Origin of the sequence: Kribbella sp. ALI-6-A, assembly GCF_001984195.1 — a bacterium.
Lineage (GTDB): Bacteria > Actinomycetota > Actinomycetes > Propionibacteriales > Kribbellaceae > Kribbella.
Genome location: NZ_MTQN01000009.1, coordinates 963,909 through 983,145 on the forward strand (window position 1 = coordinate 963,909; position 19,237 = coordinate 983,145).

General features: G+C 71.3%; 20 protein-coding genes. 8 read left to right on the top strand and 12 right to left on the bottom strand.

All coding sequences use genetic code 11. The annotated features are described in order from the left end of the window. Position 1: 1 nt before the first annotated feature. The gene (locus tag BWI15_RS13360; protein WP_083750727.1) at positions 2 to 1,171 is read right to left on the bottom strand and encodes a sensor histidine kinase; all 1,170 of its coding nucleotides are present in this window, start codon (positions 1,169 to 1,171) and stop codon (positions 2 to 4) included. Then, positions 1,168 to 1,866: a response regulator transcription factor gene (locus tag BWI15_RS13365; RefSeq protein ID WP_077014616.1), complete on the bottom strand. Its 699-nt coding sequence runs from the start codon at positions 1,864 to 1,866 to the stop codon at positions 1,168 to 1,170. The genes BWI15_RS13360 and BWI15_RS13365 overlap by 4 nt, the downstream gene beginning before the upstream one ends. Before the next feature lie 111 nt (positions 1,867 to 1,977). On the opposite strand from BWI15_RS13365, the gene BWI15_RS13370 reads away from it, so the two are divergent. The 5 genes from BWI15_RS13370 to BWI15_RS13390 are packed head-to-tail and all read left to right on the top strand — an operon-like array spanning position 1,978 to position 7,107. Then, positions 1,978 to 2,637, top strand: coding sequence for a glycosyltransferase family 2 protein (locus BWI15_RS13370; protein WP_202817632.1), 660 nt, complete (start codon positions 1,978 to 1,980; stop codon positions 2,635 to 2,637). After that, positions 2,634 to 3,887 (top strand): DUF2064 domain-containing protein, encoded by a 1,254-nt coding sequence (locus BWI15_RS39355; RefSeq protein ID WP_077014618.1) that lies wholly within the window; start codon positions 2,634 to 2,636, stop codon positions 3,885 to 3,887. The genes BWI15_RS13370 and BWI15_RS39355 overlap by 4 nt, the downstream gene beginning before the upstream one ends. Further along, positions 3,884 to 5,227, top strand: coding sequence for a glycosyltransferase 87 family protein (locus BWI15_RS13380; protein ID WP_077014619.1), 1,344 nt, complete (start codon positions 3,884 to 3,886; stop codon positions 5,225 to 5,227). Before BWI15_RS39355 ends, BWI15_RS13380 begins: the two co-directional genes overlap by 4 nt. Positions 5,228 to 5,265: 38 nt before the next feature. Continuing rightward, the gene (locus tag BWI15_RS13385) at positions 5,266 to 6,144 is read left to right on the top strand and encodes an ATP-grasp domain-containing protein (protein WP_077014620.1); all 879 of its coding nucleotides are present in this window, start codon (positions 5,266 to 5,268) and stop codon (positions 6,142 to 6,144) included. A gap of 36 nt (positions 6,145 to 6,180) precedes the next feature. Continuing rightward, on the top strand, positions 6,181 to 7,107 hold the full coding sequence (locus BWI15_RS13390) for a threonine ammonia-lyase (protein WP_077014621.1): 927 nt from the start codon (positions 6,181 to 6,183) through the stop codon (positions 7,105 to 7,107). Here the strand turns inward: BWI15_RS13390 and BWI15_RS13395 are convergent. The 3 genes from BWI15_RS13395 to ykgO all read right to left on the bottom strand — a co-directional run bounded on the left by BWI15_RS13395 (position 7,104) and on the right by ykgO (position 9,485). Beyond that, on the bottom strand, positions 7,104 to 8,561 hold the full coding sequence (locus BWI15_RS13395; protein ID WP_077014622.1) for a glycosyltransferase family 87 protein: 1,458 nt from the start codon (positions 8,559 to 8,561) through the stop codon (positions 7,104 to 7,106). The genes BWI15_RS13390 and BWI15_RS13395 overlap by 4 nt on opposite strands. 45 nt (positions 8,562 to 8,606) lie before the next feature. After that, positions 8,607 to 9,263 (bottom strand): HAD family hydrolase, encoded by a 657-nt coding sequence (locus BWI15_RS13400; RefSeq protein WP_083750728.1) that lies wholly within the window; start codon positions 9,261 to 9,263, stop codon positions 8,607 to 8,609. Positions 9,264 to 9,362: 99 nt separating this feature from the next. Then, a complete protein-coding gene (gene ykgO / locus BWI15_RS13405; RefSeq protein WP_077014624.1) occupies positions 9,363 to 9,485 on the bottom strand; it encodes a type B 50S ribosomal protein L36 in 123 nt (40 codons plus the stop codon). Between the two features lie 130 nt (positions 9,486 to 9,615). Between ykgO and BWI15_RS13410 the strand changes: the two genes are divergently transcribed. Further along, positions 9,616 to 10,512 (top strand): serine/threonine-protein kinase, encoded by an 897-nt coding sequence (locus BWI15_RS13410; protein ID WP_077014899.1) that lies wholly within the window; start codon positions 9,616 to 9,618, stop codon positions 10,510 to 10,512. Here BWI15_RS13410 and BWI15_RS13415 read toward each other — a convergent pair. Both BWI15_RS13415 and BWI15_RS13420 read right to left on the bottom strand, forming a co-directional pair. Then, positions 10,509 to 11,141: a hypothetical protein gene (locus BWI15_RS13415; protein WP_077014625.1), complete on the bottom strand. Its 633-nt coding sequence runs from the start codon at positions 11,139 to 11,141 to the stop codon at positions 10,509 to 10,511. The two genes, BWI15_RS13410 and BWI15_RS13415, sit on opposite strands and share 4 nt — an antisense overlap. Positions 11,142 to 11,304: 163 nt before the next feature. Further along, the gene (locus BWI15_RS13420; protein ID WP_077014626.1) at positions 11,305 to 13,341 is read right to left on the bottom strand and encodes an MMPL family transporter; all 2,037 of its coding nucleotides are present in this window, start codon (positions 13,339 to 13,341) and stop codon (positions 11,305 to 11,307) included. A gap of 76 nt (positions 13,342 to 13,417) precedes the next feature. Between BWI15_RS13420 and BWI15_RS13425 the strand changes: the two genes are divergently transcribed. Further along, positions 13,418 to 13,903, top strand: a complete 486-nt coding sequence (locus BWI15_RS13425) for a MarR family winged helix-turn-helix transcriptional regulator (protein WP_077014627.1) — start codon at positions 13,418 to 13,420, stop codon at positions 13,901 to 13,903. Positions 13,904 to 13,907: 4 nt separating this feature from the next. Here BWI15_RS13425 and BWI15_RS13430 read toward each other — a convergent pair whose 3' ends face one another. Genes BWI15_RS13430 through BWI15_RS13445 form a run of 4 tightly spaced genes read right to left on the bottom strand, consistent with a single transcriptional unit; the run spans position 13,908 to position 16,773 of the window. Next, on the bottom strand, positions 13,908 to 14,669 hold the full coding sequence (locus tag BWI15_RS13430; protein WP_077014628.1) for an anti-sigma factor: 762 nt from the start codon (positions 14,667 to 14,669) through the stop codon (positions 13,908 to 13,910). Further along, entirely contained in the window at positions 14,653 to 15,222 is a 570-nt protein-coding gene (locus tag BWI15_RS13435) for an RNA polymerase sigma factor (protein WP_077014900.1), read from the bottom strand. Before BWI15_RS13435 ends, BWI15_RS13430 begins: the two co-directional genes overlap by 17 nt. Before the next feature lie 34 nt (positions 15,223 to 15,256). Next, positions 15,257 to 15,949: a class F sortase gene (locus BWI15_RS13440; RefSeq protein WP_083750730.1), complete on the bottom strand. Its 693-nt coding sequence runs from the start codon at positions 15,947 to 15,949 to the stop codon at positions 15,257 to 15,259. Then, a complete protein-coding gene (locus BWI15_RS13445) occupies positions 15,946 to 16,773 on the bottom strand; it encodes a DUF4397 domain-containing protein (RefSeq protein WP_077014629.1) in 828 nt (275 codons plus the stop codon). Before BWI15_RS13445 ends, BWI15_RS13440 begins: the two co-directional genes overlap by 4 nt. A 139-nt stretch (positions 16,774 to 16,912) precedes the next feature. On the opposite strand from BWI15_RS13445, the gene BWI15_RS13450 reads away from it, so the two are divergent. Then, on the top strand, positions 16,913 to 18,238 hold the full coding sequence (locus BWI15_RS13450) for a TIGR01777 family oxidoreductase (protein ID WP_077014630.1): 1,326 nt from the start codon (positions 16,913 to 16,915) through the stop codon (positions 18,236 to 18,238). Here BWI15_RS13450 and BWI15_RS13455 read toward each other — a convergent pair. Then, a complete protein-coding gene (locus BWI15_RS13455; protein ID WP_077014631.1) occupies positions 18,235 to 19,194 on the bottom strand; it encodes an iron-siderophore ABC transporter substrate-binding protein in 960 nt (319 codons plus the stop codon). The genes BWI15_RS13450 and BWI15_RS13455 overlap by 4 nt on opposite strands. Between the last annotated feature and the right edge of the window lie 43 nt (positions 19,195 to 19,237).

Consider the following 19,237-nt stretch of genomic DNA (forward strand, 5'->3'; position numbering starts at 1 on the left):
CTTACGGGGTAGTCGTCACCTGCGGCAGGTCGATGCTGAACGCACAGCCGCCGGGAACGTTGCTGACCTCGATGGTGCCTTCGTGAGACTCCACCACTCCCCTGGCGATCGCCAGGCCGAGTCCGCCGCCGCTGCTGCCCAGGTCGGTTCCGGCGGACGCAGCGGCGGGAGTGCGCTGCTCGTCGCCGCGCCAGCCGATGTCGAAGACCCGCTCGAGGTCGTCGTCGGGGATGCCGCCGCAGCCGTCGGTGACGGCCAGCCGGACCCGCCCGTCGTCCTCCCGGTCGACGGCCAGCTTCACCGTGCCGCCCGGTGCCGTGTGCCGGATCGCGTTGCCGACCAAGTTGCTCACTGCGCGAGTGAGCTCGTCAGCGTCGCCGTGAACCGCCAGCCGGTCGTCGTCGTCCGGTGCGCTGACCGCCACCGTGACGCCTTTCGACCGGGCGTGCTCGCTGGTCTCCCCCGCCACGTCCTCGGCCAGCTCCCGCAGGCTGACCGCCGACCGGCGCCGCGGCGGCGGAGCGGCCGACAGCCGCGACAGCTCGAACAGGTCGTCCACCAGCCCGGTCATCCGGTCCACCGTGGTCCGCATCTGCCGAAGAGCTCCGGGGGCGTCCTCGATGACGCCGTCCTCCAGGCCCTCCGACAACGCCCGCAGCCCGGCGAGCGGCGTACGGAGGTCGTGCGACATGAACGCGACCAGCTCGCGCCGGCTGGCCTCCAGCGCGCGTTCCCGCTCCCGGGACGCCGCCAGGCGGGCCCGGGTCGTCTCCAACTCGTTCGTCAGCTCGGCCAGCTCGGCGGGCACGTTGCCGTTCGTCACCGCACCCACGGCCTCGTACGACGTACCGAGGTCCCGCAGCCGCCGCCCGACGTCCCGCGAGCCGGCGCTGATCCAGTGCGCGAGCATCACCGACATCGCCAGGCCGAGCAGCCCGGAGAACGTCAGCGTCCAGAGCACGACCAGCGAGTCGTGCGCGGAGATGAACATCGCCCGGACGCTCTGCCCGACCGCGGCCAGCGCGGCCGCCAGCGGAGCCAGCGACACCACGATCATCGTGATCCGCAACGACCGGCGCCGGACCCGCCACAGTACGACCGCGCCGATCGCCCCGACCAGCAGCGTCCAGAGCGCGGTCATCGCGAGGATCGTGACCTGGTCGCGGTTCATTGCGCCTCGCCGGCGAAGCGGTATCCGGTCCGCGGCACGGTCAGCACGAGCTTCGGGTCGGACGGGTCGGCCTCGATCTTCTCCCGCAGCCGGCGGATGTGCACGGTGACGGTCGAGGAGTCGCCGAAGTCCCAGCCCCAGACCCGTCGCAGCAGCTCCGCCTTCGTGTAGGCCTTGCCCTGGTGCGCGACCAGGAACGCCAGCAGGTCGAACTCGCGATGCGTCAGCGACAGCTCGGCACCGTCCAACGTCGCGGTCCGGGCCGCGGTGTCGACGACGACCGGACCGGAGTGCAGCTTGGTCGGCGTCAGGTCGAGACCGGCCAGCCGCTCCTCGCGCCGCAGCATGGCCTGCACCCGCAGCGTCAGCTCGCGCGGGCTGAACGGCTTGACCACGTAGTCGTCGGCGCCGAACTCCAGCCCGACCAGGCGGTCCTCCTCCTCGCCACGCGCCGACAGCATGATCACCGCAGCGCCGTCGTCCGCGGCCCGCAGCCGCCGCAGCACCTCCAGACCGGACAGGCCGGGCAGCATCACGTCCAGTACGACGACCGACGGCTTCCACTGCTGCCAGACCTCGACCGCCTTCACGCCGTCCGCGACCACGCGGGCGTCGTACCCGGCCTTGGTCAGGTACGCCGACACCACGTTCGACACGGTCGGGTCGTCGTCCACCACGAGCACACGAGTAGCCACGGTCAGAGCCTAAGTGGTGTCTCCACCTCGTCCGGACGCCGGAACCCGCCGTAAGCGACCTGTAGCCGCCGCACGGCCCGCAAGCCCGCGAAAGCTCCCTACCGTCGAATGGTGTCTGCTGCCGAGGTCGACCTGATCCTGCCGTGTCTCAACGAGGCCGCTGCCCTGCCCTGGGTGCTCGGGCGGCTGCCGGACGGCGTACGGGCTGTTGTCGTGGACAACGGCTCCACCGACGGCTCCGCGGAGATCGCCACCAAGCTGGGCGCCACCGTCGTACGGTGCGCGCTGCGCGGGTACGGCGCGGCCTGTCACACCGGGCTGGAGGTCGCGACGGCCGACGTTGTCGCGTTCCTGGACGCTGACGCGTCGCTCGACCCCCGCCAACTGGTCAAGGTCACCGCACCCGTGCTGTCGCGCCGGATGGACCTGATGCTCGGCCGTCGCCGGCCCATCTCCCGCGACGCCTGGCCCTGGCACCTCCGCCTCGCCAACGCCGAACTGTCCCGCCGCATCCGCCGCCGGACCGGCGTACGGCTGCATGACCTGGGTCCGATGCGCGCAGCTCGTCGGGAGGCGCTGCTGGACCTGCAGCTGGTCGACCGGCGCTCCGGCTACCCGCTGGAGACCGTCGTGAAGGCCGCCGACGCCGGCTGGCGGATCGCCGAGGTCGACGTGGACTACCTGCCGCGCTCCGGACGCTCCAAGGTCACCGGTACGCCGCTCGGCGCGGCCCGGGCGGTCAAGGACATGTCGAAGGTGCTGGCCCGATGACCGCCGGCACGCTGATCGTGATCGCCAAGGCGCCGGAGCCCGGCAAGGTGAAGACCCGGCTGCAGTCGGAGTTCACCCCGAAGGAAGCGGCCGCGCTGGCCAGAGCGTCGCTGTCCGACACCCTCGCCGCCGTCAGCGCCACCCCCGTACGCCGGTACGTCGTCGCGCTCGACGGCGCAGCCGGGTCCTGGCTCCCCGACCAGTTCGCCGTGGTCACCCAGCGGGGAGACGGACTCGACCAGCGCCTCGCCGCCGCCTTCGAGGACGCGTACGACGGCACGCCGATGCTGCTGGTCGGCATGGACACCCCGCAGCTGACTCCGGCGCACCTGGGCGTCGACTGGGACGGCCACGACGCCGTGCTCGGGCTGACCGACGACGGCGGCTACTGGTGCCTGGGGCTGCGCACCCCTGATCGGCGGGCGCTGGTCGGCGTACCGATGTCGACCGACCACACCGGGCAGGACCAGCTGACCCGCCTGCAAGCGCTGGGCTACCAGGTGAAGCTGCTGCCGACTTTGCGCGACATGGACACGCCGGTGGACGCGGCGGTGATCGCAGCGGCGTACCCGGAGCTGCGGGTGTCCCGGCTGCACCGGCGGCTGCAGACGTCGGCTCATCCGGCTCTGCTCTTCGAACGCGCGCTCGAAGGAGTGGAGGTCGTTGCCACCGGCACCGACGGGCGGGTGGTCCCAGGACTGAGCGAGGTGGACCGCTGGAGCGCACCGGCCGACGAAGCCGACCGGCTCGCCCTGAGTCGCTGCGAGGGCCCGGTGCTGGACATCGGCTGCGGTCCGGGCCGGATCGTGACGGCTCTGGCCGAGCAGGGCATCGCGGCACTCGGCGTCGACATCTCCGAACACGCCGTCCGGCTCACGACCAGGCGAGGCGCACCGGCGCTGCGCCGGCCGGTCGAGGACGCCCTGCCCGGCGAAGGCCGGTGGGGCAGCGTGCTGCTGATGGACGGCAACATCGGCATCGGCGGGCGACCCGAGTCGCTGCTGCGCCGCTGCGCCGAGCTGATCCGGCCGGACGGCGTCGTGCTGGTGGAGGTCGATCCGGACGACGACCTCGACGACACCCGCCCGATCGTGCTGCGGACCACGACCGGTCGACGGTCGCACCCCCTTCCCTGGGCTCGGCTCGGCACCCGCGCCGTCCTGCGTCACGCCTCCGCGGCGGGACTCCGCCCCACGGAGGACTGGCGGACCAACCACCGGGCCTTCCTGACCTTCCGCCGCGCCTCATGAAGACGCTCGTCCTGGCGGTCGCCTGCAGTGCCGCGGTGATCGTCACGGCTGCACAGGGGTGGTGGCCGAACGTCGTACTGATCGGTGCCTCATTGCTGGTCCTGGCGCTGATCAAGCTCGGCGGGCCGAAGAGCGTGCTGCTGCTCGTGGCCGGCGCCGCGGTGTGTCAGGTGCCTGGGTTGCTGCACGCGCCGATCACCAGCACGGACGCCTATCGGTACGTGTGGGACGGGCGGGTTCAGCTGTCCGGCAGTTCGCCGTACTCGCATGTGCCGCTGGACGACGCGCTCGCCACGCTGCGCGACCCTGTCCTGTTCCCTGGACTGACGCCTGCCGACCGCACCGGGGTCGTCGGCCCGCCACGCGTCCCAACAGATGCGGCGGAAGTCGCGGCGCTCTCCCAGGACGACCCGCGGACCAGGATCAATCGGCCGCTCGTGCCGACCATCTACCCGCCGGTCGCGCAGGCGTACTTCACGGTGGTCGCCCTGCTCACTCCGTGGTCGGCCGGCACCTTCGGGCTGCAACTGGCCGCGGCCTTGATCGCTGTCGGTCTCACCTGGTTACTCGCCGTCGAACTGAAGCGCCGCGGCCGTGATCCACGCTGGGCCGCGTTGTGGGGTTGGTCACCGATCGTGGCCTTGGAGGCCGGCAGCTCCGCGCACGTCGACGTGCTCGCCGCGTTGCTGGTGATCGCGGCACTCACCCGCCGCCGCGCCTGGCTGGCCGGCGTCCTGCTCGGCGCGGCCGGCGCCGTCAAGCTCCTTCCGCTTCTCCTGCTGCCCGCGCTCACCAACCGCCGGACGCCATTGGTTGCCGTCAGCACCTTGATCGCGAGCTACCTGCCGCACGTGCTCGTCGCCGGCACGCTCGTCGCCGGATTCCTGCCGGGCTATCTCACCCAGGAGGGCTTCTCCGACGGCAGCTCGCGATCGGCGATTCTCGCGCTGGTGCTGCCTCCTGAGGCCCGTCAGGTCGCCGCCGGTGTTCTCGCCGTCGGGTTGGCGTTGCTCGCGCTGCGCCGGCACGGGCGCGAGCCGGTCGCCGTCACCTGCTGCTGGCTGTACGGCGCCGCTCTGCTCGTCGCGACGCCGACGTACCCCTGGTACGGGCTGCCGCTGATCGCGCTCGCCGTGCTCGCCGGACGGGCCGAGTGGCTCGCCGTCCCGCTGGCCGCCTACGCGGCGTACGCGAACTTCGGGCACGACGTCGAGCAGGGTCTGATCCACCTCGGCGCCCTGCTGGTGGTGCTGCTCGTGATCACGCTGCGTCACAGATCGGACGCGGTATCCCGGTTGATTTCTGGGCAGAGCGCTCGGACACTGATCCGGGCGCCGTAGCCGCGGAGCCCCAAGGCTGCATCCGAAAGGCAACCACCGTGACCGTGCGTATCGCTCTCGCGACCTCGGCCGACCACCCGGACCTGCACGAGCACGACCTCCCGCTCGTTCCCGCGCTCCGGGCGGCCGGGCTCGAGCCCGACGTCCGGGTCTGGACCGACCCGTCGGTCGACTGGTCGTCGTACGACGCCGTCCTGCTGCGCTCGGTCTGGGACTACCACACCCGGTACCTGGAGTTCACCGAATGGCTCGGCCAGCTCGACAAGGCCGGCGTCCGGCTGATCAACGACAGCGGACTGGTCCGCTGGAACTCCGACAAGAGCTACCTGCTCGAGCTGCGCGAGCGCGGCGTCGCGATCGTGCCGTCACAGGTCGCCGCCGGCGCCTGCCTGCGTGAGGTCGTCGGCGGGCTGTCCGGCCAGGAGATCGTCGTCAAGCCGACGGTCAGCGCCAGCGCGCTGCACACCGTCCGCGGCGTGGCCGGCTCCGAGGAGCTCAGCCGCGCGATGGACGACCTGCCCGACACGGTCTACCTGGTCCAGCCGTTCCAGCCGGAGGTGCAGACCGACGGCGAGTGGTCGCTGATGTTCTTCGGCGGGGTCTACTCCCACGCGGTCGTGAAGCGGCCGGGCACGGGCGACTACCGGGTCCAGCACGAGTACGGCGGCACCGCCGAGCAGGCCGAGCCGCCCGCCGCCGTCATCGCCGGCGCCACCGAGGCACTCGCCGCGCTCAGCACCACCCCGGCGTACGCGCGGGTCGACGGCATCGTCTCCGCCGGGCGCTTCCTGCTGATGGAACTCGAACTGATCGAGCCGTACCTGTTCCTGACTGACCACACCCCGGCGTTCGACACCTTCGCGCGGACCATCGCCGACGCGGTGCGTCAGCCGGCCGGGATCTCCGCGGCGAGGTAGGTCTCGTGGCCGGGTCGGCGAATTAGGCTCGGCCGCATGCCGACTCTCGCCGACATCCGCCACGCCGCCGCCGGGTTGTCCGGCCGGATCCACCGCACGCCGGTCATCACCTCGAGTGCGCTCGACGAGTTGTTCGGCGGATCGCTGGCGTTGAAGGCCGAGCTGTTCCAGAAGACCGGCAGCTTCAAGGTGCGCGGCCTGCTGCACAAGACGTTGCAGCTGACCGGCAGTGAGCGCGAGCACGGGGTGATCACCGTGTCCGCGGGCAACGCCGCGGGCGCGCTCGCCTGGGCCGCGCGCGACGCCGGGGTCCCGGCGACCGTGGTGATGGCGAGGACCGCCGTTCAGGCGAAGGTCGACGCGGCCCGCGCGTACGGCGCGCGGGTGGAACTCGTCGAGGGCGACCTGATCGCGGCGTACGAGGCGATCCGGGACGAGCGGCGGCTGACCGGCGTCCACCCGTTCGACGACCTCGACGTGATCACCGGGCACGGCAGTCTGGGCCTCGAACTGCTGGACGACGCTCCGCAGGCCCGCACGGTGCTCGTCCCGGTCGGCGGTGGCGGGCTGATCTCCGGCGTCGCGCTGGCGATGAAACTGTCCGACCCCTCAGTCCGGATCGTCGGCGTCGAGCCAGAGAACGCCGACGTCGTCAGCCGCAGCCTGGCCGCCGGATCCCCGCAGAAGTTGCCGACCGCGCGAAGCCTCGCCGACGGTCTGGCCGCGCCGGTCTGCGGCACGCACACCTTCGGCATCATCCAGCAGTACGTCGACGAGCTGGTCCGGGTCGGTGAGGACGCGATTCTCGAAGCCACCCGGCTGGTGATGTCCCGCACCAAGCTCGCCCTCGAACCGGCCGCGGCGGCGCCGTTCGCCGCCCTGCTCGAAGGCAAGCTGCGTCTCACCGGTCCCACCGCCGCCGTGATCAGCGGTGGGAACCTGGACGTCTCGAAGCTCTACTAGACCGCAACCCGCTCGCGAGGTGTGAAGTCGGGCGCGACGCCGTCGCCGGGATCGTCGACCAGGTCGCCCTGGCGGACCGGGTCCTTCTCGGGCAGCAGGATGTCGCGGGACACGATCACCATCAGGTAGAGCGTGCCGGCCATCCGCAGGATCACCGACAGCCAGTAGATCTTGTCCGGCGCCTCCGGCTGCCCGGGCACGAGGAACTGCGCCAGATGCAGCCAGACCATCATCCAGTAGAAGCACTCGCAGGCCTGCCAGATCAGCCAGTCCCGCAGCTTCGGCCGGGCCAGCGCGACCAGCGGCAGCAGCCACAGCACGTACTGCGGTGAGTACACCTTGTTGATCAGCAGGAACGCGGCGACGACCAGGAACGCCAGCTGCGCGAACCGCGGCGGCCGGGGCGCCATCAGGCCGAGGATCGCGATCGACAGACACAGGCCGGCGAAGATCACGATGTTCAGCTTGTTGACGTCGGCGACCTCGTTGCCGGCCAGCTTCAGCACGTACCAGATCGAGCCGTAGTCGCTGGCCCGCTCGTCGTTGAAGACCCAGAACGACATCCACTCGTTCTTGGCCAGCAGGTAGATCGGCGCGTTCACCAGGGCCCAGGCGACCACCGCCGCCACCACTGCCTGGAACCACGGCCACAGCTTGCGTCCTCGCAGGCACACGATCAGCAGCGGCCCGAGCAGCAGGAACGGGTAGAACTTCGCCGCCGTTCCCAGCCCGAGCAGGATGCCGAACCAGATCGGCTTGCCCCGAGACCACGCCCACATCGCACCGGCCGTCAGCACGACCGCGAACAGGTCCCAGTTGATCGTCGAGGTCAGCGCCAGCGCCGGCGCCGCCGCGACGTACAGGGCGTCCAGCGGCTGTCCGCGTGCTCCGCCCGGACGTGACGCGACCCCACGCGCGGTCGCGACGGTGAGCCCGACCAGCAGCAGCGCGCAGATGAACAGCAGCGCCACGTTCACCACGAAGAAGACCCCGGCGGTGTCACGCTTCTGCTCGGCCGTGACGTCCTGCTGCGGATCGCCGGTGATCACCCAGGTGATCTGCGCCGCGACCTCCATGAACCCGCCGGTCAGCACCGGGTACTCCAGCACCGGGTAGTTGCCGGTGTCGAGGAACGGCCGGTTGCCCTCGGCGAACCCGCGCTCCTGGTACAGGTACCCGATGTCGGAGTAACACAGCGCCTTGAACGGCCGCCAGCTCTGCCGGTCCCAGCCGGCGTCCATGCACGGCGCCTTCTGCAGCACGCCGAGCGCGAAGGTGACCGTGCAGACCGCGAGCGCGATCCGCAGCGGGGTCCACCACGACGAGCTCAACCGGGCGAACCGCCCCGCCGGGCCACCGAGACCGACCGTCAGTCCGGCGAGAGCCGGATCGGCCTCTGACGGGGCCGGCCGGGCCTGCGCGTCCTGGGCGTCACGTGAGGTCACGGGGGACATCGTCTCCTATCCGGTCGGCCGCCGGGGCAGGCGGCGCCCGCCAGGTTACCCAGAAGCGAGCGTGCCGAGTGCGTCGGGCACGGAGTCGGTGACCGGGAACCCGGTCGCCTGCAGCGCCGTACGCGACATCGCACCGGTGGTGACCAGCACACAGTGCGCGCCGACCGCACGGGCGGCATCGGCGTCGTCGACGACGTCACCGATCAGTACGACGTCCGCCGGGTCGAGCTGCTGTGCCGTGAGGTGATTGGCGAGGTGCTCCGCCTTCGAGCCGCCACCGACCGCACTCCGCAACCCGTCCACCCGCTGGAAGAGCTCGGTCAGCCCGAAGCCGTCGATCGTCGGGACGAGCTGCGCGTGGAACCACATCGACAGCAGCGACTGCGTCCGCCCACTCTCACCCCACGCCCGCAACCCGTCCGGTACGCCGGGCGCCAGGCCGCAGGTGTGCAGCAGCAGGTCGTACCGCTCGTGGTAGAGCTTGTCGACCCGGGCCCAGTCCTCCTCGGACAGCTCCCGGCCCAGGATCTTCTCGTACGACAGCCGCATCGGCCGCGCGTACACCTCGCGCCACTCGTCCCAGGTCAGCGGAGCCCGCCCGAACCCCGCGCACACCTCGTTGACCGCGGCAAGCACCGCCAAGTTGTCGTCGAGCAGCGTCCCGTTCCAGTCCCAGACGATGTGCGACACCTTCAGCCTCATCACAGCCGCAACCCTAGACATCCCCGCGGCGGGCCGGCGCGGGTGGGCAACACGAAGGCCCGCCGAGCGGGGCTCGGCGGGCCTTCGGGCGCTACGGTCTCAGCCCTGGCGGGCCTTGAACCGGGGGTCGCGGCGGTTGATCACGAAGACCCGGCCGCGGCGCCGTACCACCTGGGCGCCTGGTCGCGACTTCAGTGCTCGCAGGGAACGTCGTACCTTCATCGGACACTCCTTCGGTTCGTCCTGCTGACAGAACACCGCGAAGCCCGCGGGTGTTCCCGCGGGCCGGAGCGGCGCATGGCTCCTGGCACCCCGGGGTACCGGACTGTCACACGGGGACGCGGGAGGCATGATGCGGATCGCGAATCGGTACCAGCTGGAGTCGGTGCTCGGCCGTGGTGGAATGGGCGAGGTCTGGCGCGCCACCGACGAGATCCTCGGCCGGCCGGTCGCGATCAAGTTGCTGCCGCCGGAGCACACCGACGCGGAGGCGATGGAACGCTTTCGTCGCGAGGCGCACGCCGGAGCGGTGGTGAACAACCCGCACGTGATCGGTGTCCACGACTTCGGCCCGTACGGCGACAGCTGCTACCTGGTGATGGAGCTCGTCGATGGCGACAACCTCGCGACCGAGCTCCGCCGGGAAGGCAGTTTCGATCCGGCCGACGCGGCGTGGATCGCGGCGCAGGTCGCCGAGGGTCTGGCCGCGGCGCACCAGGAGGGTGTCGTGCATCGCGACATCAAGCCGGGCAACCTGCTGATCACTCCCGACCGTACGGTGAAGATCGCGGACTTCGGCATCGCCTGTTTCGTCGCGGACACCGACGAGGACGATTGCCCGGACGGTGAACTGCTCGGCACGAGCTACTACGTCGCCCCTGAGCGCGCGGCCGCCCAGCCGGCCGGCCCGGCCGCCGACGTGTACTCCCTGGGCTGCGTGCTCTACCAGCTCCTGACCGGCGGCCCGCCGTTCGTCGCGGATACTCCGACCGGCATCCTCCGCCAGCATCTGCACCGTTGCCCCGCGCAACCCGACCACGTGCACCGCGGCTTCCGCCGCTACCTGTCGCGCATGCTCGCCAAGAACCCTGAAGACCGCCCCGAAGCCTCCGACGTCGCGGCCTGGTGCTGGCACACCTATCTCAAGTCGTCCCACCGCCGCGGCCACCGGGCGCCGGCCCCGGTCCCCACTCTCCCGCTCGCCGACACCGCCCCGGCCACCGTGCCCGCCGAGCCGGCCGCCGTCTAAGCCGCCAGTCCCGAGCAGATGTCCCAGGCGGCCTGACGAATCAGCGCGGCCGTCTCCGCGTCGAGCCCCTTGACCGGCACCTCGATCCCGACCGGATCCGCCTCCAGCAGCGCGATCAGGAACACGCAGGCGGCCAAGTAGCTCCCGGCCACCGCGGGGTGACTGTTGTCGGCGTCGTGCAGCACCGGCTGCTCGTACGTCGCCAGGAATCGCTGCCACACCATCCCGACCGGCACGAGCGTCGCACCGACCTCGGCCGCACACCTCGCGTACGCCGCCGTGAGGGCTTCCTGCGCCTCGGGCTGGTTGCGCCGGGCCCAGGTCAGGTACAAAGCGGTCCGCGCGCCGGCCGCCTCGATCGCCGCCTGGAAGTCGCGCACGCTGTCCCGCATTCGCGCCGGGTTCTTGACCGGCAGCGTGCTCTGCTCCTGCAGGACGACGACGTCGTACTCGCGGCTCTCGATCGCGTCGAGGGCGGCGCCGGCGTTCAGGTGCTGACGCAGGGACGCGCCACCGGCGGAGATCAGCCGGTGGGTGACGTCGATGCCGCGAGCACCGGCCAGGCCGGCGAGCATTCCGGGCAGGTTGTTGCGAGCCGTGAAGCTGTTGCCGACGTACAGGAGCCGCACCCGCCGACCGTACTGCAGCCCGGGGCGACAAAGGGGCTCGGCCTGGCCGTCACGGGGGGAACGGCCAGGTCGAGCCGGACAGGAAGGTATCGATTCCAGCAGGGATCCGGCAAGACCCTGAGAGAAATCGACACCGGACAGTCACCTTTTCATCGAAACGTTGTCAACGGGACCGCAGCCGGGCCGGCCACCAGAACCTGTCACCGAGCAGGAAGGCCAGCGCGGGGACCACCACGGTCCGCACCAGCAAGGTGTCCAGCAGCACTCCGACGCAGACGATCACCCCGACCTGGGTCAGCGTGATCAGCGGCAGCACCCCGAGCACCGCGAACACCGCCGCCAGCAACAGCCCGGCGCTCGTGATCACGCCACCGGTGACGGCCAACGCCGTCCGCATCCCCTCCCGGGTCCCGTGGGTGGCGGCCTCTTCCCGGGCCCGCGTGCTGAGGAAGATGTTGTAGTCGACCCCGAGCGCGACCAGGAACAGGAACGACAGCAGCACCACCGAGCCGTCGAGCGCCGGGAAGCCGAGCACGTGGTCGAAGATCAGCCAGCTCAGCCCGAAGCTGGCGAAGAACGACGCCACCACGGTGAGCAGCAGCAGGATCGGCGCGAGCAGCGACCGCAGGACGGCGACCAGCACGGCGCCGACCAGCAGCAGGACCAGCGGGATGATGAGCAACTGGTCGCGCCGGTCAGCGCTCTGCAGGTCGAGGCTCTCGGCCGCGCCACCGCCGACGAGCACCTCGCTGCCGACCGCGTCGAGCTTCGTCCGGAGCTGCCGAACGGTCTCGAACGACGCCGCGCTGCCCGGCTCGGAGGTCAGCACCACGTCGTACCGGGCGAGGTCGGCGGTGCGTGCTCCCGGCCGGACCGACGCGACGCCCTCGACGGCGGTCGCCACCTGGGTGATCCCGGCCGCGGCGTTCGGCGGTCCGAGCACGACGACCGGCTCGGTGGTCCCCGCCGGGAACGCGGCGGCCAGGACCTTCGCGCCCTGCACCGACTCGGGCTCGACGCGGAACTGCTCGTTCTGCGCGAGCCCGGTCCGGACCCCGAACGTGCCGGCCGCACAGCCGGCCAGCAGGACCGCCGACGCCGCGAGGATCAGCACCGGACGCCGCGCGACGATCCCGCCGAGGCGGCCCCAGACCTTGCCGTCCCGCGCCGTGTCACCGACCCGGGGCACGAACGGCCAGAAGATCCCGCGGCCGAAGATCGCCAGCCCGGCCGGCAGCACCAGCAGGCCCGCGCAGATCGCCAGGGCGATGCCGATGATGCACGAGACCGCGATCCCCCGCAGCGTCTCGGTGCTCGCCAGCAGCAGTACGCCGAGCGCGCCGATCACCGTCCCGCCGCTGGCCAGGACGGGCTCGGCCACTCGGCGTACGGCGGTGCGCAGGGCGGCCAGTGCGTCGTCGGTGCCACGGAGTTGCTCGCGGTACCGCGCGATGAGCAGCAGGGCGTAGTCGGTGGTCGCACCGAACACGAGCACGCTGGTGATCCCCGTGACCTGGCCACCGCCGGGCAGACCGAGTGCGGCGAGCGCCTGCTCGGACAGCGCCGTGGTGACCTGCTCGGTCAGTGCGACAACGATCAGTGGCACCAGCACGAGTCCGGGGCTGCGGTAGGTCAGCAGCAAGAGCAGTGCGACGACTCCGGCCGTCACGACGAGGAGCCGGACGTCCGCGCCGTCGAAGACTCGCGTCAGGTCCGTACCGAACGCCGGCGGTCCGGTGACCTGGGCCTCGACGCCGGGCGGCGACTGCTCCCGCACCTTCTGGCGCAGGTCGTCGACCTGGCGTTCGGTCCCGGTCTCGTCGGCGGCGGGCAGCGGCAGGATCACCAACGCCACCTGCCCGTTCTCGGACAGCTGTGGCTGCGGGATCGCACCGCCGGGTGCGAGCCGGCGCAACGACTGAGCCAGTTGCCGGACGGCGGCCTGGTCCTGCTCGCTCAACCGGCCGCCGCCGTCCCGGCTGAACACGATCAGAGCGGCCGATTCGTCGGCCTTCGGCAGGCTCTCGCGCAACTGCTCGACCCGCGCGGATTCGGCCGACGTCGACAGCCCGGTCGACGACCGCGGCTCGGCCGGAGTCGCCGACGGCAGCAGCAGCGCGAGGGCGGCGACGGCGAGGCTGCCGAGCAGGACCAGCACAGCAGCCCCGCGGGAGCGAAGAACGGATCGGGGACCTGGCACAGTGACTCCACAGAGTTCGGTCGAGAGATAACTTGAGAATCAAGTATCTTGACAATCAAGACAATAGGAGGAGCAGGTGACCGCGCGCAAGCCGCCGGAAGGCGGACGGGACGAGCTGGTCCGGCTGGTGCAGACGCTGGTGGCCGAGGGCCAGCGGATCGGTCACGCGTTCGCGCACCGGCACGGGGTGCACGGCACCGACGTCGAGGCGCTGATCCGGGTTCTGGTCGCCGGGGACGGCGAGCGCCCGCTCACCGCCGGCGAACTGGCCGCCGAGCTCGGCCTCACCACCGGTGCCGTGACCACGCTGCTGGACCGCCTCGAACGGGCCGGCCACGTCCGCCGGGAACGCGACGAACGCGACCGCCGCCGGGTCAACCTGCACTACGGCGACGCCGGATTCGAGCTGGCCCAGCAGTTCTTCACCCCGCTGGGCGAGCTGCACCGCGCGGCCACCAGCGACTTCTCCCCCGACGAGCTGGAGACCGTACGGCGCTACCTCGGCGCCACCATCGAGGCGTTCCGGTCCTACCGCCGGCAGCTGGACTCGGGGCAGGCCTGAGAGGTCACGCGGGCAGGGTGCCCCGGATGACGCTGTCCAGCGAGTGGGCCGGATTGCCGTCGTCCGGTTCCAGCGAGACGTCGACGATCCGGTAACCCTGCGCCGGCAGGTCGCCAGGCACCTGGAACGTCCCGTCATGACCGGCCGCGAGTACGCCTAGCGAGACCATCCGCTTGCCGTCCTCGTTGATCAGCCACACCTCGTAGTACCCGCCGGCCGTCGGGAGCCCGGACGCCGAGACCTTCAGCTGCTGACCGGTCGCCGCCTGCACCAACCCCGCCGTACCGGTGCCTGTTTTCCCGGCCAGCGGCGCGAGCTGTACGACGGTCCGCGGCGTGGCCACCGGTGCGTCGTCGGAGTCGAACAGCAGGGTGCCACCGACTCCGATGCCGATTCCGGCGATCGCGGCAACACTCGCCGCCAGCGCCACCGACCGCCGCGTCCACCCGGCGGTCCGGCGTCGAGCCTCGGCTCCAGCACCCGCCGTGCGACCGGCGCCGGGCATGCCCCCAGCCCCCTGGGGATCCAGGGAGCTGGGGGCAGCTTCGGCCCGGAACCCGAGCTCGGCAGCGACGCGCTGCCACACCTCGTGCGGCGGCGATTCCAGCCGCGGCAGTTCTTCGACCGCGCCCGCCAGTTGCCGGAGCTCGGCCAGGTTGGTCGCGCAGTCGGGACAGCTCCGGAGATGGCCGGTGGCGTCGTCGTCGGGCTGGGTCTGCTCGAAGGCCCACTGGGCCAGCACCTCGTCGTCAAGATGCGTCGTCACCTTTCACCTCCTTCAGTCGGTCCCGCAAGTGCAACAGGCCACGGCGTACATGGCTCTTGACCGTTCCCAACGGTAGATCGAGCCGGTCCGCGATCTGTGGATACGTCTGGTCTTCGTAGAAGGCGAGCCGAAGGATGGTTCGGCGCGGCTCGTCGATCCGATCCAGCTCGTCGGCGATCACCACCCGGTCGACCAGCAACTGGTCGTGGCCGGGCTCGACCTCGCGCTCGACGAGGCTCTCCGCGGCGGCCTGGTCGCGCTGCGCCCGGTACCGCTCGGCCAGCCGGTCCGCGATCCGGTGCCGGGCCACGCCGGCCAGCCACGCTCCCAGCTCGCCCGCCCCGGGATCGAAACTGCCGCGTCCACGCCAGGCGGAGACGAACACCTGCTGGGTGACGTCCTCGGCGTCGGCCCGGTCGCCGAGCGCCCGCAAAGAGAGTGTGAACACTAGACCCGACCAACGCCGATAGGCGTCGGCAAGGCTGTCCTCCCGGCCATCGGTGAAGCCCTTCGCGATCTCGGCCGGAGCGGGTCCCACCTCCGCACTGGTCACGAATCGCACTCTAGCCACCTCGGGACGTGTTCGGTCACCGCGCAGCTGCGGTGACGACGAGGTTGTCGCGGTACCCACCGCCATTCGGGTCGTACGGGCCACCGCAGGTGACCAGGTGGAGGCGGCGGGCACCGGTCCGGGCGAAGAGCTCACCGACGGCCAGCTTCTGCTTGTCGACATCGCGCACTCCTTCCACCTGGTACCGCGCCGTACCACCGTCGGTGGTCCGGACCTCGATCAACGCTCCGACCCGCAGCTTGCGCAACCGGACCAGCGGGCCCACGCCGTACTCGCGGCTGTCCAGGTGCCCGCCGAGCACGACCGCCCCTTCCTGATCCGCCGGGACCGGGCCGAACCGGTACCAGCCGACCACCGCCGGATCCACCGGCAGGTCCATCTGGCCGTCGGCCGCGACCCCGACCGCCCGGACCGGCAGCTCGAGTCCGATCGAGCTGATCGTCACCCGGTCCGGCGCCGGACCACTGGTTGCCTTGGGCAACTCAGCGGCACGGGTCCGGACCGGCGCCGACGGTTCGGGTGGAGGCGCGGGGCGACCGGGAGTGGGGGAACCACCGGTCGCCGGCCCGACGCTCTCCACCCGCCCGCCTTCCGGCGCCGTCGATGACGACGACGAGGCGCCGGAGTCCCCACAGCCGCCCAGCAGCAGGATCATCGCGACGACGACCAGGCTCCGGGCGGCGTGCAGCGAGGTGAACGGTGCGGTCACGACCGGGCGCGCACCGCGGACGTGCCGACCCCGATCACACCGAGGGCGACGGCGCCGCAGAGCAGACCGAGCCACACCGGCACACCCTGCTCCTGGGCGGCCTGTCCACCGGTCCCGCCCGGGATGCCGCTCGGGTCACCGTGCAGGCCGGAGATCGACTGGACGGCGAGCTTCAGGTTCTTGCCGCTCGCACTGCCCCAGGCGTAGACGATCGTGTTCGTGCCTTCCTTCAGGTCCACGTCGGCCGGGCCGATCGCGACCGTCGAGGTGCCGGCCAGGACGACGTCCGCCTTGACCGTGCCGGCGGGCAGATCCGCCTTCACCTGCTTGGGGTTCGTCAGGCCTTCGAAGACCGGGTCGCCACCGGCCCGGACGTCGACCGCGGGTGCGGCCGCGGTGTGCCGGACGGTGATCCGGGCCTTGCCGGCGGCCAGCTTCGACGTGTCGTTCACGAACGGCGTCAGCACCGGCTTGCCCGCGGCGCTGAGGTGCGCGACCACGGTGACGTTCGCGCCGCCCGGTACGGCGACGTCGTTGGCCTGGATGACGGCGGCGCCTCCTGCGCCCGCGCCGGCCGCGGTCACCTTCAGGTCGTACTCCCCTTCGGGCAGCTTGAGCGGATCGGTCAGCGTGCCGGGCTTGAAGTCGGTCAGCAGCGCCTTGCCGTTGGCGTACACGTCGACGGTCGCGCCCGGTACGGCGTGCAGCACCGAGACGGTCGCGTTGGCCGTGGGCTTGGCCTGCGCGGTGCTGGCGGCCGCGACCGGAAGCGTCGCGGCGAGCAGTCCGGTGGCGGTCAGTGCGGTGATACGGCGTACAGACATGGAACCCTCCTGGGGTGGTGGTCTTGTGCCTGTCTGTTCCGTCCACGACCCCGGCGCGGATGCACTGCATCCGGGCCAAACTTATGCAAAACTCACGCGTGGCATCCTGGTGAGAGCACGACGAGCGGAGGAGACACGCGTGGGCCTGAGCTACAGCAGCATCGTCGCGGCACCACGGGACGAGGTGTTCGGCTGGCACGAGCGGCCGGGCGCCATCGAGCGGCTGACCCCGCCGTGGATGCCGGTCCGGATCAAGCAGGAGACCGACGACCTCGGCGCCGGCCGCGCGGTGCTCGGCTTCCCGTTTGGACTGGACTGGGTCGCGCAGCACCGCGACTGCGTGCCACCGGACCACTTCGTCGACGAGCTCACCTCGGCCCCGCTGCGCTGGGCCGTGAACTGGCGGCACACCCACCAGTTCGATGCTGTCGGCAACGACACGACCCGGATCACCGACCGGATCGACAGCAACGTGCCCGGCTTCCTGCTTCGCTCGATGCTGGCCTACCGGCACCAGCAGTTCGCCGACGACCTGGCCGCGCTACGTCGCGCGCAGGCGCTCGGCCTCACACCGCAGACCGTCGCGGTGACCGGCAGCCACGGCACGGTCGGCCGGAGCCTGGTCGCACTGCTCGGCACCGCCGGGCACACGGTGATCAAGCTCGTCCGCGGTGAACCGTCGGGCCCGAACGAACGGAAATGGAACCCCGCCGATCCCGCCGAAGACCTGCTCAACGGCGTCGAGGCGGTGGTCCATCTCGCCGGTGCGTCGATCGCCGGCCGGTTCACCGAGTCTCACCGGCGCGCGATCGTCGAGTCGCGCATCGGTCCGACGCGGGCTTTGGCGAGCCTCGCGGCCAGGAGGGGCGTCCGCACCTTCGTCTGCGCCTCGGCGATCGGTTACTACGGTCCGGACCGCGGCGACGAGGTGCTCACCGAGCAGAGCGACCGCGGCGACGGCTTCCTGGCCGAGGTGGTCGAGAACTGGGAGCGCGCCACCGACCCGGCCCGCGACGGCGGCGTCCGGGTGGTCAACATCCGCACCGGTCTGGTCCAGACTCCCGCGGGCGGCGTACTGCGTCTGCAGTATCCGATGTTCGCCGCCGGACTCGGCGGACCACTTGCCAGCGGCAACCAATGGCAACCGTGGATCGGGATCGACGACCTGCTCGACATCTACCACCGCGCCTTGTACGACGACCGGCTCACCGGGCCGGTGAACGGCGTCGGCCCCGACCCGGTCCGCAACCGCGACTACACCACCACGCTGGCCCGCGTCGTCCGTCGTCCGGCGGTGTTCCGGGTGCCGTCCTTCGGCCCGCGCATCCTGCTGGGCGACGAGGGCGCGAAGGAATTGGCCGAGGCCTCGCAGCGCGTCGTTCCCGCCGTGCTCGACCAGCTGGGCCACACGTTCCGCCACCCCACCCTCGAACCGGCCCTGCGCCACGTTCTGGGCAAGCCTTAGCGTTTGATGGCCGCCGCGAAGAGCGGAACGACCTTCTCCAGCGCGTACCCGGTGGACAACACCGAGTCGGTCGCGAAGGCCGAGCTGATCGTCTTGTCGTCGAAGACCACCGCACGTCCGGCCTTCACCGCCGGCACCGCCTGGAACAGCGGGTCACCGGTGATGTCCTGCGGCGTGACGCCGATCGGCGCCATCACGACCAGGTCGGCGTTCAGCTGGTCCAGGTTCTCCCGCGAGACCGGCACGGAGAACTTCTCCGTCGCCTTTGCCTGGATCACCGGATTGTTCTTGAATCCGAGCCGCTCGACGAAGTTCACCCGCCCGGTCCCGCTCACGTAGGCGCCGTACCCCTCGCTGGTCTTCGCACCGAGCGTGATCGTGCGCCCGGTGAACTCCGGGTGCTGGGCAACGGCCTGCGTGAACTTCTGCTTGGTCGAGGCAATCAACTCCCGTCCCTGGTCGACCCGCCCGAGCGCGGCCGCGACCAGCTCGGTCTGCTGCTCCCACGAGATCTTGTACGACTCCCCACCCGCCGGTACGCCGACCGTCGGCGCGATCGCCTTCAGCGTGTTGTACCGGTCCTCGTCGCCGCTGGACTTCGTGTCCAGGATCAGGTCCGGCTTCAGCGCCGCGACCTTCTCGTACTCCGGCTCCAGCGTGCCGATCAGCTGCGGCGCCTGCTGGTACTTGCCGGCCGCCCACGGGCCGACGCCCTGACCACCGAACGCCAGCCAGTCGCTCGCCCCCACCGGCTCGACGCCCAGCGCCAGCGCGGTCTCCGCGTCGCCCCAGCCGAGGGCGACCACCCGCTTCGGCTCCGCCGGGATCGTCACCTCGCCGAACTTCGTCGCCACCTTCGCGTACGGCGCCGAGCCGCCCGCGTCGGCGGCGTCGTCACCGCACGCCGCCAGGGAGCCGAGGGCAACGATCAGCAGGAGGACACCGAATCTACGCATGCCGCAAAGGATAGGCTGCCCTAAGTTCGGCGCCTCCGGCAGG